The organism is Alteromonas gilva (assembly GCF_028595265.1).
Taxonomy (GTDB): domain Bacteria; phylum Pseudomonadota; class Gammaproteobacteria; order Enterobacterales; family Alteromonadaceae; genus Alteromonas; species Alteromonas gilva.
In genome coordinates this window covers 460830-472844 of record NZ_JAQQXP010000003.1, presented here as the reverse complement: position 1 = coordinate 472844, position 12015 = coordinate 460830, and the positions used below count along the sequence as shown (strand labels likewise).

Genomic DNA, 12015 nt, shown 5'->3' with positions numbered 1-12015 from the left:
AATTTTGCCCTCTAAAAATCCCGCCAGCTACCGGGAACTCGTGCGACACGCTGGAAGGCGTCATGTTGTTGTAACTGGTCCAGGACATTCGCATCGTAAACCGAATTGTAGGTGCCGTTTGCGTGACCAACCGGGTGATTAGAAGCCACCACACCATTGACTCTGGCACTACCGAGCATATTCACTTCAAATGCTGCCACAGTAGTTGGCTTGCGAAACGAAAACACCATGCCGTTGATTTCGGCACCGCCATTCATGGTGAGATCGCCATCGGTAACAATTAAAATCACCGGGTCCGTGGCACTACCTACGATGGTACCGGCATTGAGCTGACAATCACCATCTACCCATATAAGCCCAACACTGGCAGGCCCCAGCGACGCGCACGACAGCAGCGTTTGATCTGCTTCTGCCCGCAAACTCGCCCACTCGGCTTCTGGTACATTAAAGATGTATTCCAGTAGATCATCCGGAAAATCCGGATCGTTATCGAGAATATCTAAGTCCTGAAAGCCTTTTTCGGAGTAAGGGGAACCGCTACAGTTACCATCGGTAAATTCCTGCAGACCACAGGTTGTGCCGCTACCATTATTCATATCGACATCAAGGTCAGTCCAGATAGATAACGGCACTCCCTCGCCGCCGCCATTAGGATTGGCCACCACTTCAAAATTACCGCTTACATCCAGGCCGCCGGCAACAATCAGTGGCACGTCCGGTGGATTAGCAATAACCGAATAAAGTAATGCTTGCTCCTGCACTACAACAGTGGATAAACCATCTGGCGATATCCCGGTTGACTGCAGGGTAACTAATCGTAGTACGGATGATTCACGGGTAATATTTTGCCAGTTTCCCGCCACCGAAAAGCGCCCCTGCCCCGGCATTACCTCAGTAAAAAGTGCGCCATCCCAGCGCGGATTTTCGGTCAGTACACCCAGGGCTCGCATCAGGCCGGCTTCAGCAACGTTAAATGCCATAGTTCGGTTTTGGCTATTGAGGATGATTTGGTTTTCAAAGGACTTTACCCTGCCGGTATAGAGCGTCACCAGCGTTGCCAGTGTGAGTAACAGGATGACGGCGGTGAGGATAACCGCACCGCGCTGAGCAGCGCTACAACAAGACTTAGCTATCATAATTTCTCACTGCTATTTCAGAGCGGTACTCGCGCGAAAAATTACCATTGTCCACCAGCACACCAAGCAGGGTGAGCTCTACGGTACTTGTAGTAATACCGTTATCAGTCACCTGGTTAAGCGTGAATAACAGGTTTTCAACATCAATATAGTCACTGTCGGTAATGTCTTCCCATCCAATATCGGTACACAGTGCGCCGTTACGGCGAATTTCAATAGCCCCTTCACGTAAACGAAAACCAAAGCGTTCATCGGGGCCTGCAATATCTAATACGCCATTATCGTTGCTGTCATAGGCAAATAAGATACAGCTGTTGGCAGGTTCACCGGCGAAAGCACCGACGACAATCGTGTTATTAAATGGTGAGGGGTTATTGGCCGGGTCTGTCACCAGTGCAACTGTGCTGCTGGTGTAGCCCGTACGACGTAAATCGCTGGCCATCAACGCATAGGCATTGCCCAACTCTTCATTCAGACGCGCGCTGTTAAGCAGATTGGCATTGACGCCAATACCATACCCCACCAACGACGCGACAGCTGTCAGCGAGCCGACAGCCAAAACCATGGCGATCATGATTTCAACCAGGGTGTATCCTTGTTCACGCCTGTTAGTTAGCATGCGTCGTAGCCTCCGATGTCGCCGGCCACATTGCATATATCCACCCGCCCTGTGGGCGTAATGCTGAGCCGCACCGTATTGGTGTTGTCGGACACTTCTAACTGCGCCGCGCCAAGCGGCGGCATCCCGCGTATACCGTCAAACTGAGCCTGACCGTTTGCGTCAAAGGTAATATTTTGCATCATAACCTGTGAGAAGTCTGCTGAACTAACGACCTGCTCCCGGCCATCCACGGTGCAGCTGTTTACTGTTGCGCAATCACAATTCGGGTTATCGGTTATTCCCATACACCAACCGCTGGTGTCAGCGTGGGTATCCACCGTAATTGTATTGCTTTGACGAATCGCATTGCTTTTACCCAACTGCAGTAAAAAGTAGATATTCTCTACTGCACCCTTCACGGTAAGACGCTGCTGCAAAGAGGTAACGGCTGGCGCGGTGAGCGTCAGTACCACACCAATAATGGCAACAACAATGAGGACTTCGATGAGCGACACTCCTTGTTGTAGCTTTATCTGGCGCATAGCAATACCTTCGCATCAATTTTCGTCGTTTCTTGGCATATTTTTATATACACAGCTAGCATAACCAATACACAACACATTTCGTATTTGATTTATTCTATGCTGCATACGTCAACAAGCACGTATTTATTTTAATTAGTGGGTATATTCAAACTATGCAACAGCAAGCAAAAAGTACCGGTTTCACCCTGATAGAATTGATGATTACTATTGTTATTATGGGGATTTTAGCCGCAGTCGCCATTCCGGCTTACCAAAATCAGGTAAGAGAATCACGCCGGGGAGATGCTCAAACGGCGTTGATGCAATTGCATATGCGCCAGGAAAACTACCGGTTACAAAATGTCAGCTACGCCACGGCAGCCGACATAACGCTTCCGTCATCAGATTTTTACACGTTTTCGGTAAGTAACGTCAGCGCCACCACCTTTACGCTTACTGCGACCGCAAAGGGGAGTCAGACCTCTGACAGCGGCTGTACAGCACTGACCCTTGATCAGTCGTTAAACCGCCTGCCAGCGACTTGTTGGTAGCATCCTAACTAACTTGCTTGATTCGTAACTCTTTAGGCACCGCAAATTCGATACTTTCTTCGCGCCCGCTACGCTCGGAGGCCTGGGTCGCCCCCCAGTCGAGTAAACGCTGAATAACGCGTTTTACTAATACTTCGGGCGCTGAAGCACCGGCGGTCACACCGATATGTTGAACCCCCTCCAGCCATTCACGCTGTATACACCTTTCGTCCGCTATAAGGTAAGCCTGGGCGCCAATTTTACCCGCCAGCTCGCGTAAGCGGTTGGAGTTAGAACTGTTTTGTGCCCCAACGACCAGCAACACTTCACAGTCCTCTGCCAACTCACGCACCGCATCCTGACGGTTTTGTGTGGCATAGCAAATGTCATCTTTACGAGGCCCTTCAATGGCCGGAAAACGTTCTCTGAGGGCATCAATCACTTCGGCGGTATCGTCTACCGACAGCGTTGTCTGACTACAGTAATACAACGCCTGGGGGTTCTTAACCTTAAGTTGCTCAACGTCGGCAATCGACTCTACCAAATAAATCCCACCCTGCGGATTATCATACTGTCCCATGGTGCCTTCCACTTCAGGATGACCAGCATGACCAATGAGTATGCATTCGGTGCCACGACGACTGGCGCGAGTCACCTCAAGATGAACCTTGGTCACTAACGGACAGGTGGCATCAAAGACTTTCAGGCCACGTCGCTGCGCTTCCTGGCGCACCGCCTGAGAGACTCCATGGGCTGAGAAAATCACAATGTTATCGTCTGGCACTTCATGCAGTTCATCGACAAATATCGCGCCGCGCTCTTTGAGCCCATCCACCACAAACTTGTTATGCACCACTTCGTGGCGCACATAAATAGGCGGTTGAAATATTTCCAGGGCACGCTCAACGATGGTAATCGCCCGGTCAACGCCGGCACAAAAGCCGCGGGGATTAGCTAAATGAATTTGCATATGACGGGTTCCTTAGCGTTCGGCGTTGATAACATCGATGATTTCAACATCAAAGATGACAGTTTGTCCAGCCAGAGGATGGTTAAAATCGATGGTAACAGAATCACCCGCGATACTGCGAACAATACCGGGCACTTCGCTGCCGTCCGGCTGCGAAAACGCCATAATCATACCTTCTTCCAACGCCATATCGGCACCGAACCGACTGCGGTCCATGTGGTGAATATTATCCGGGTTGGGCTGCCCAAAGGCATCATCAGGGGCAAGTTCAAATGACTTTTTATCGCCGGCGCTTAAACCGCGCAAACATGCTTCAAAATTGGGCGTCAGGCTACCATCGCCCATCACCAACTTGGCGGGTTTCTTATTGACCCGGGTACTGTCGGCCGCTGATCCATCAGAGAGTTTAAGGTCGAAATGCATAATAACTTCGCTGTTATCCCGAATTGTCGCTACTTGTTCAGTCACAATAAATTCTCTCTGGCTTACTAGGTTGTCAGTTAGGTTAACGATTGGCGTGAGTGCGCTTTTTAGCCAGGGTGTCGTCACTCTTAGAGGTCAACATATCCCAAATCAATAACGCCGCACCAATAAAAATAGCGCTGTCGGCAATATTGAAGGCCGGCCAATGCCAGGTATTTACGTAAAAATCGAGAAAGTCGACCACATAGCCATGGTTGATGCGGTCGTACACGTTACCCAGTGCACCACCCAGAATAAAGCTAAACGCCACGGGCAACAGCTTTTGCTGCCGTGGAGTCTGCTTTAACCACCATAGAATAACGACGCAGACAGTGACAGCGATGGCAGTAAAGAACCATCGTTGCCAGCCACCGGCGCCATGTAAAAAGCTAAATGCAGCGCCATAATTATGCACATAGGTCAGGTTAAAAAACGCTGTCACCTGAATGGACTCATATAACTCCATGTTATCCATGACGGCATATTTACTCCACAGATCCAGTACCACTGTTATCGCACTTATCCATAAAAAACGTAAACCGGTGGTGCGAAATAAGTTCACTATTGGACTAGGCATAGTGGCGCTCTTCACCTTCACCATCAACATTGGTGACGCAACGTCCGCACAGCTCAGGGTGCGATGTATGTGAACCCACATCATCCCGGACATGCCAGCAACGTACGCATTTCTCACCGGTGCTTTTCGCCACTGCCACGTACAAACCTTCAACGTCAGTCTTACTGGCGTCGGCAGGCTTGTCAGCAAGGCTGGCAACCGTGACACCCGATGTGATCAACACAAAGCGCAGTTCATCGGCCAATAGCTCAAGCTGTTGTTTAAGCGTATCATCGGCGTACAGCGTTATTGCCGCTTCCAGTGAGCCACCTAAAAGCTGTGCTTTTCGTGCTTGTTCAAGTGCGTGGTTAACCGCATCCTTAACCGCCATGAGTTGCTGCCAGTAAGTATCGCTAAACTGGCTGTCGGACGAGAATGCATCCAGGCCGTTATACCAACTTTCGGTAAACACAAATTTAGCGCGCTCACCCGGTAACTCCTGCCAGATTTCCTGCGCAGTAAAGCTGGTAATAGGCGCCATCCAGCGCACCAGCGCCTCGGCAATATGATACAGCGCAGTCTGACAAGAGCGACGAGCGACGCTGTCACCTTTAGCCGTGTACTGGCGATCTTTAATAATATCCAGATAAAAACTGCCGAGCTCAATAGAGCAAAAATGGCTAAGTTTTTGTGACACCACCAGCAAGTCGTATTTATCATAGGAGGCGATAATGTCAGCCTGGAGCTGCTTCGCCCGCGCCACGATCCAACGGTCCAAAGCTACCATGTCTTGTTCAGGCACAGCGTCTGTCAGCGGATTGAAGCCGTTTAAGTTGGCCAGCAAGAAGCGCGCGGTATTGCGCAGACGTCGGTAATTATCCGCGGCACGTTTGAGGATTTCGTCAGAAACAGTGATCTCACCACGGTAATCGGTAGACGCCACCCATAAACGTAAAATATCCGCGCCAAGCTTATTGGTGACCTCCTGCGGTGCGACCACGTTGCCCAGCGATTTAGACATCTTTTTACCCTGCGCATCCACGGTAAAGCCATGAGTGAGCACCTGCTTGTAAGGCGCATGACCATGCATCGCCGTCGATGTCATCAGTGATGACATAAACCAGCCACGGTGTTGATCTGACCCTTCTAAATACAGATCCGCACTCGCCGGGATATCATCGCGACAATCGACTACAAAGAAATGGGTAACGCCTGAATCAAACCAGACATCCAGGGTATCGGTGACCTTGTCGTATTGATCGGCATCACTGCCAAGTAAAGCCGCATCATCAATATCCCACCAGGCCTGTATGCCGGATTTTTCAATTTCCGCTGCGACCTGTGCAATGAGACCGCTGGTTTGCGGATGCAATTCACCAGTGATTTTGTGCACATACAGCGGGATCGGCACGCCCCAGGTACGTTGGCGCGAAATACACCAGTCCGGACGCCCCTCTACCATCTTGGCAATGCGGTTTTCGCCCCACTCAGGAATCCACTGCGTCTGTTTTATTTGTTTCAGTGACTGGCCGCGTAAGTCGAGCTTATCCATACTGATAAACCACTGCGGCGTCGCTCGGAAGATGATCGGCGTTTTATGTCGCCAACAGTGAGGATAGCTGTGCTCAAAGGCAACATTGAGAATAAGGTTGCCGTGTTCCGCTACCGTCTCAGTGATAAGGGGGTTTGCCTTAAATACATGCTGACCGGCAAAAAGCGGCGTATTTTCCAGGAAGACACCATTGTTACCTACCGGGTTATACACCTCAATGTCATAACCCTTACACACATTAAAGTCATCTACGCCGTGTGCAGGCGCTGTGTGTACACAGCCGGTACCAGCGTCGGTTGTAACGTGATCGCCCAGTACAATTAACGATGTCTTGTCTAGAAAGGGGTGCTGCAAATGTGCTTTGTCGAGCGCTGCGCCCAGGCAGGTAGCAACCGTTGTATAGTCTTGCTGACCGTAACGCTGCATACAGCTTGCCACCAAATCAGTCGCCAGCATGATCCACTGTTTGTCGTCGCCATACTCTACCAGCGAGTATTCAAGTTCAGGATGCAGACTCACGGCCAGGTTAGCAGGCAATGTCCAGGGGGTGGTAGTCCAGATAACAACACCGGCTTTATGGGCATTGAGCGCGTCAGCATCGACACCAAAGGCACTGGCAAAGGTTGCCACGTCTTTGAGAGGAAACTTGACGTCAATTGCCGGCGAGGTTTTATCCTGATATTCCACTTCGGCTTCGGCCAGCGCCGAACCACAATCGGTACACCAATGAACCGGCTTAAAGCCTTTCTCAAGATGGCCCGCATCGATGATTTTACCTAACGCCCGAACGATATTGGCTTCGGAGTCAAAATTCATGGTTTTGTAGGGATTATCCCATTCACCAAAAACCCCCAGACGTTTAAAGTCGGCCAATTGCCCATCGATTTGCTTTTGCGCGTAATCACGGCATTTCTGACGAAACTCCGCTGCGCTAACCTTGTTACCCGGTTTACCCACTTTCTTTTCAACCATAAGCTCGATGGGTAAGCCGTGACAATCCCAGCCCGGCACATAAGGCGCGTCAAAATCGGCCAGTGTTTTAGACTTCACAATAATATCTTTGAGGATTTTATTCACCGCATGACCAATGTGAATATCGCCATTGGCGTAGGGAGGGCCATCATGCAGCACAAAGGGTGGTTTGCCCGATTTCGCCTGGCGAATCTGCTGATACAAGCCTTGTTGTTCCCAGTCTTTCAACATTTGAGGTTCGCGATTAGCCAGATTCCCGCGCATGGGGAATGGCGTTTCAGGCAAATTCAATGTGGCTTTGTAATCACTCATAGCGTTTGTTCTATCCGTCCACGTTATCGGGTGTCAACCCGGTTCAGACCTGTAACAGGTCGTCGTTATTCATTAATACTTGCTGTGCCTGCTCAACATCGCGTGCGATTTGCTGACGCAGGGCATCAAGCCCGTCAAAGCGTTTCTCATCTCGAATTTTTGCCACCGGCATTACCTGGATCCGCTGGCCATATAAGGAGCCTTCAAAGTCAAAGATATGCACTTCTAACTGCTTACGCTGGCCATTAACGGTTGGCCTGGAACCGATATTAGCAACCCCGGTATAGTAGCTGCCAGCGATATTGAGTTTCACTGCGAATACCCCGGTAATGGGGGTTTGGCAGCGATTTAGCAATACATTCGCGGTGGGGAATCCAATAGTACGGCCTTTCTTTTCGCCGTGAATCACCCGCCCGGAAATAAAAAATGCCCGCCCTAGCATATTGTGCGCGAGGCTAAAGTTTCCATCGGCCAGAGCTTCGCGCACCGCCGTGGAACTTATGCGGCAATCTGCCATCCGGTAACTTTGCGTACTTACCAGCTCAAAACCGTACTTTTCACCGGCTTGCTGCAAACGGTCAAAATCACCGGTGCGGCCTTTACCGAAACGAAAGTCATCGCCTACAACTAAAAATTTCACGCCCAGCTTTTGCACCAACAACTGCTCAATAAACGTATCAGCAGACTGAGCAGCAAAGGCAGCGTTAAACCTGACACATAACAGCCGGTCCACTCCCTGGGCTTTGAGCAACTGGTACTTTTCAGCAAGCGGACTGATCCGCGCCGGCGCGGAATGTGGCGTAAATACCTCTTCAGGATGCGGTTCGAAAACCATAACTGTGGCGGGCAAGGACAAGCGCCGGGCTTGCTTAATAACACTATCAAGTACAGCCTGATGCCCCAAATGAACACCGTCAAACTTGCCAATAGTCAGTACGCACCCGTGATGATGGGCTTTTAAATTGTTAAGGCCCCGGATTAGCTCCACGTTTAACAGCAACCTTTATTGAGATGAAAATGCTACAAAGCGGCCGATTATAAACTACCCGGCCAGCAATACCAATCGCTAAGAGGCCTTAATGTGCTGAGATTTAAAATGTCGCAGACGAATACCCATAGCGAGCATGCTGGTGCCAAACACCGCCAGCGCAATGCCGATTGTCAGCATTAAAGACGCCAGTTGCTCGCTGAAGGTCAACGCAGTAAATGTTACATCCTGCTGAAACCACACGATGGCCGCTACCATCGCGCATGTAGCCAACACCACACGCACGACAAAACCAATGGTCAAACGACTCAGGGTATAGACCTTTTGACGGCTCAGGCCAACATAGAGCAACGCCGCATTCAGAGTGGCTGACAGGCTCGTGGCAATGGCCAGGCCAATATAGCCATACGGTATGGCAAAAATAAGATTAAACACCATGTTGGCAGCCATACAACCGACGCCAATTTTAACCGGTGTTTTGGTATCCTGGCGCGAGTAGTAACCCGGCGCCAATACCTTTACCAGCATAAAACTCAGTAAGCCAAAGGCATAAGCCATCAGGCTATAAGAGGCCATACGAGCAGTTTCAGCGGTAAAAGCACCACGTTGAAATATGACCGACAGTATGGGTTCGGCCAATACCCCAAGCCCTGCCGCAGCAGGAATGCCAAGTAAGCACACCATACGTACCGCCCAGTCCATATTACCAGCAAACCCGAGGGCGTCCTTACCCACGTGATTACGCGATAAGGTGGGCAAAATAACCGTGGCAATAGCAATGCCGAACAGCCCTAAGGGAAACTCCAGCAAGCGGTCGGAATAATACAACCAGCTGATGGAGCCGGTTACCAGAAAACTGGCAATAAAGGTATCCAGCAGCAAGTTGATCTGTCCCACCGACACGCCAAACAAAGCTGGAATCATTAAGGTTCTGACCTTTACGACGCCGGGGTCACGCCATCCCCAGCGGGGTTTAACTAACAACCCCGCCCGATATAAAAACGGTAACTGAAAGCCTAACTGCACAATACCGCCGATAAACACTCCCCAGGCTAACGCAAATGCTGGTTGCTCCATGAAGGGGGTGAGCCAGTAGGCGCAGGCAATAATACATACGTTGAGCAATACCGGCGTAAATGACGCGACGGCGAATTTATTGAGTGTATTTAAAATCGCCCCGGACAAGCCGGTTAGTGAAATAAACGCAATGTAAGGAAAGGTAATTTTGAGCATGGTACTGGCTAGTTCAAACTTGTCGCCAGCCGGCTCGTCGTTGAGGTAGTCAATAAACCAGCCGGCACCAAACAGGGCCGTAATCACCGGTGAAATGATCACGCCTAACAATGCCGTAACAAACACAATAGCGCCGAGGGTGCCTGAGACATGGGCAACAAAGAGGCGTAACTGGCTTTCATCCCGTTCGGCATGGACTTCGGTGAGGACCGGAATAAATGCTTGCGCGAATGCACCCTCTGCAAACAGGCGGCGCAGAAAATTAGGGATCTTATTGGCAAAAAAGAACACATCTGCCGCCGCGCCATCCCCCATAAAGCGGGCAATCACCACATCCCTTACCAACCCCAGGACCCGCGAAAGCAATGTCATGGTACTGACAATCAGGCCCGATTTAATTAATTTCCTCGACACGACAATCCTTTTTGGGTGCACGCTGAACGAAAGCGTCATCACCGATAGCTATTTTGCGCTATTCTAGCGTAAACAGACAAAAGTGAGCTAACTAAATTGTGCGGTTAATGTCTGCGTATCACCTCGCCATATGGCATGGGCGATAGCCAGCCACGGCGCGTACACCGCGGCGCAATGCCGCAGCCAAAGCGGCCTTTGGCAAAGCAGACGTATTGCCTTAAAGGGCGCTTTATTGTATTGTGCAGCGGTTAAAAGTTGTATCGCAGCGCGTCGCAAAATACGGCAGTCATCACCACCGTTAATAAAAATACCGATAACTTCGATAAATTGTTTGACAAATAGCCGGTATCTAGGCACAATCCGCACCCTCGTTTTTGACATGAATTTTTTTGGGAGTTACACCTTGGCTAACATCAAGTCTGCTAAGAAACGTGCAATTCAAGCCGAAAAGCGTCGCCAGCATAATGCCAGCCGTCGCTCCATGACTCGTACAAGTATTAAAAAAGTAGTAGCGGCTATCGCCTCTGGTGATAAAGAAGGTGCCCAGGCTGCACTGACTGCTGCCACTCCAATTCTTGACAGAATGGCTACAAAAGGTTTGATTCACAAGAACAAAGCTGCTCGTCATAAGAGCCGTCTGGCTGCGCAAATTAAAGCGCTGGGTTAATCCCCACCGACGAATAGTTTAAAAAAGCGCTTCGGCGCTTTTTTTATGCCTGTCATTTAACCTTCAACTACTCGTCACCAAACCGTCAAGTCATCGTCACTTAACTGTCAATAGCCCCGGCTACAGTACCGCACAGTAATGCTCGCGACTGACAAGGGTGACGCTATGCCAACACTTCATTACAACGCCGTCTGGTTATCGGATATCCATCTCGGCAATAAAGACTGTAAAGCCGAATTTCTGCTCGAATTTTTGCATAATATTTCTGTCGATACCCTGTATCTGGTTGGTGACATTGTTGATATGTGGCAAATGGAAAAGCAGTTTCGCTGGCCGGACAGCCATAATCGCGTCATGCACGAGCTAATGGCGATGAGCAATCGTGGCACCCGGGTGGTATATCTGCCGGGTAATCACGACGCGCCCATTCAAAAATATGCCGGCATGTCTTTTGGCGACATCCAGATAGAACGTGAGTTAGTGCACACTACCGCCTCAGGAAAGAGATATCTGGTGCTGCATGGCGATCAGTTTGACGCTGATGTGGCATTGGGTAAGTTTCACGCCTGGATTGGCGACAAGGGCTACGATTTGCTTTTGTTCCTTAACCGTTGGTGTAACCGTTTCAGAGCCTGGCGAAATAACCACTACTGGTCATTGGCCGGCTATATCAAAAAACACATCAAAGGTGCCAATAAAGCGATTGAGCGCTATCGTAATGCAGGCTGTGACTACGCCGCCGAACGCGGCCTTGATGGTATTATCTGCGGCCACATTCACCACCCGGAAAGCATGATGATCAATGGCGTTCATTACATTAACGACGGTGACTGGGTAGAAAACTGTTCGGCCCTGGTTGAAAGCCGTAACGGCGAATTATCCTTAGTGCACTTTCATGAATACCTCAAACAGCGCACTCACATTGCGGTGCTGGCCGACGCAGTGAAACCGAATCGTGCTGCCTAAGCAGCGCAGCGAGTATTAAGCAGCGCAGCGAATATCAGGCAGCGCAGCAAATTGGTTGTGCCTGCCATTTGGCAGAACGTGTGGACTGCCTGGCGTTAGATATCCATCCCCCGCTTAGCCAAGCGCACTGCC

The 12015-nt window shown here is 50.2% G+C and carries 13 protein-coding genes; 3 read left to right on the top strand and 10 right to left on the bottom strand.

Annotation, left to right across the window (positions count from 1 at the left end):
• Nucleotides 1–11: 11 nt before the first annotated feature.
• From OIK42_RS18460 to OIK42_RS18450, 3 genes are read right to left on the bottom strand one after another with little or no spacing between them, the layout of a single operon-like run.
• A complete protein-coding gene (locus tag OIK42_RS18460) occupies nucleotides 12–1136 on the bottom strand; it encodes a PilX N-terminal domain-containing pilus assembly protein (protein WP_273642593.1) in 1125 nt (374 codons plus the stop codon).
• On the bottom strand, nucleotides 1126–1755 hold the full coding sequence (locus OIK42_RS18455) for a prepilin-type N-terminal cleavage/methylation domain-containing protein (protein ID WP_273642592.1): 630 nt from the start codon (nucleotides 1753–1755) through the stop codon (nucleotides 1126–1128). Before OIK42_RS18455 ends, OIK42_RS18460 begins: the two co-directional genes overlap by 11 nt.
• The gene (locus OIK42_RS18450) at nucleotides 1749–2279 is read right to left on the bottom strand and encodes a GspH/FimT family pseudopilin (protein WP_273642591.1); all 531 of its coding nucleotides are present in this window, start codon (nucleotides 2277–2279) and stop codon (nucleotides 1749–1751) included. Before OIK42_RS18450 ends, OIK42_RS18455 begins: the two co-directional genes overlap by 7 nt.
• A gap of 155 nt (nucleotides 2280–2434) precedes the next feature.
• Here OIK42_RS18450 and OIK42_RS18445 point away from each other — a divergent pair, with 155 nt between their 5' ends.
• Nucleotides 2435–2812, top strand: a complete 378-nt coding sequence (locus OIK42_RS18445) for a type IV pilin protein (RefSeq protein ID WP_273642590.1) — start codon at nucleotides 2435–2437, stop codon at nucleotides 2810–2812.
• Between the two features lie 4 nt (nucleotides 2813–2816).
• On the opposite strand, the gene ispH is transcribed toward OIK42_RS18445, so the two are convergent.
• The 7 genes from ispH to OIK42_RS18410 form a co-directional block, all read right to left on the bottom strand.
• Nucleotides 2817–3761: a 4-hydroxy-3-methylbut-2-enyl diphosphate reductase gene (gene ispH / locus OIK42_RS18440; RefSeq protein WP_273642589.1), complete on the bottom strand. Its 945-nt coding sequence runs from the start codon at nucleotides 3759–3761 to the stop codon at nucleotides 2817–2819.
• 12 nt (nucleotides 3762–3773) lie between these two features.
• A complete protein-coding gene (gene fkpB, locus OIK42_RS18435; RefSeq protein ID WP_273642588.1) occupies nucleotides 3774–4229 on the bottom strand; it encodes an FKBP-type peptidyl-prolyl cis-trans isomerase in 456 nt (151 codons plus the stop codon).
• Nucleotides 4230–4266: 37 nt separating this feature from the next.
• Entirely contained in the window at nucleotides 4267–4788 is a 522-nt protein-coding gene (gene lspA, locus OIK42_RS18430; protein WP_273642670.1) for a signal peptidase II, read from the bottom strand.
• Nucleotides 4789–4792: 4 nt separating this feature from the next.
• On the bottom strand, nucleotides 4793–7615 hold the full coding sequence (gene ileS / locus OIK42_RS18425) for an isoleucine--tRNA ligase (protein ID WP_273642586.1): 2823 nt from the start codon (nucleotides 7613–7615) through the stop codon (nucleotides 4793–4795).
• A gap of 43 nt (nucleotides 7616–7658) precedes the next feature.
• Entirely contained in the window at nucleotides 7659–8603 is a 945-nt protein-coding gene (gene ribF / locus OIK42_RS18420) for a bifunctional riboflavin kinase/FAD synthetase (RefSeq protein ID WP_273642585.1), read from the bottom strand.
• Nucleotides 8604–8681: 78 nt separating this feature from the next.
• Nucleotides 8682–10250: a murein biosynthesis integral membrane protein MurJ gene (gene murJ, locus OIK42_RS18415; RefSeq protein WP_273642584.1), complete on the bottom strand. Its 1569-nt coding sequence runs from the start codon at nucleotides 10248–10250 to the stop codon at nucleotides 8682–8684.
• Nucleotides 10251–10337: 87 nt separating this feature from the next.
• On the bottom strand, nucleotides 10338–10607 hold the full coding sequence (locus OIK42_RS18410; RefSeq protein WP_273642583.1) for a hypothetical protein: 270 nt from the start codon (nucleotides 10605–10607) through the stop codon (nucleotides 10338–10340).
• A 46-nt stretch (nucleotides 10608–10653) separates the two neighbouring features.
• On the opposite strand from OIK42_RS18410, the gene rpsT reads away from it, so the two are divergent.
• Both rpsT and OIK42_RS18400 read left to right on the top strand, forming a co-directional pair.
• Complete coding sequence (rpsT, locus tag OIK42_RS18405; RefSeq protein WP_273642582.1) at nucleotides 10654–10917, top strand: 30S ribosomal protein S20; 264 nt, start codon at nucleotides 10654–10656, stop codon at nucleotides 10915–10917.
• 165 nt (nucleotides 10918–11082) lie between these two features.
• Nucleotides 11083–11883: a UDP-2,3-diacylglucosamine diphosphatase gene (locus OIK42_RS18400; protein ID WP_273642581.1), complete on the top strand. Its 801-nt coding sequence runs from the start codon at nucleotides 11083–11085 to the stop codon at nucleotides 11881–11883.
• The last annotated feature ends 132 nt before the right edge of the window (nucleotides 11884–12015 follow it).

Bases quoted from the DNA above. Each gene is read 5' to 3' on its own strand.
- OIK42_RS18460 (WP_273642593.1), bottom strand. From the start codon at position 1,136: ATGATAGCTAAGTCTTGTTGTAGCGCTGCTCAGCGCGGTGCGGTTATC.
- OIK42_RS18455 (WP_273642592.1), bottom strand. From the start codon at position 1,755: ATGCTAACTAACAGGCGTGAACAAGGATACACCCTGGTTGAAATCATG.
- OIK42_RS18450 (WP_273642591.1), bottom strand. From the start codon at position 2,279: ATGCGCCAGATAAAGCTACAACAAGGAGTGTCGCTCATCGAAGTCCTC.
- OIK42_RS18445 (WP_273642590.1), top strand. From the start codon at position 2,435: ATGCAACAGCAAGCAAAAAGTACCGGTTTCACCCTGATAGAATTGATG.
- ispH (WP_273642589.1), bottom strand. From the start codon at position 3,761: ATGCAAATTCATTTAGCTAATCCCCGCGGCTTTTGTGCCGGCGTTGAC.
- ileS (WP_273642586.1), bottom strand. From the start codon at position 7,615: ATGAGTGATTACAAAGCCACATTGAATTTGCCTGAAACGCCATTCCCC.
- OIK42_RS18400 (WP_273642581.1), top strand. From the start codon at position 11,083: ATGCCAACACTTCATTACAACGCCGTCTGGTTATCGGATATCCATCTC.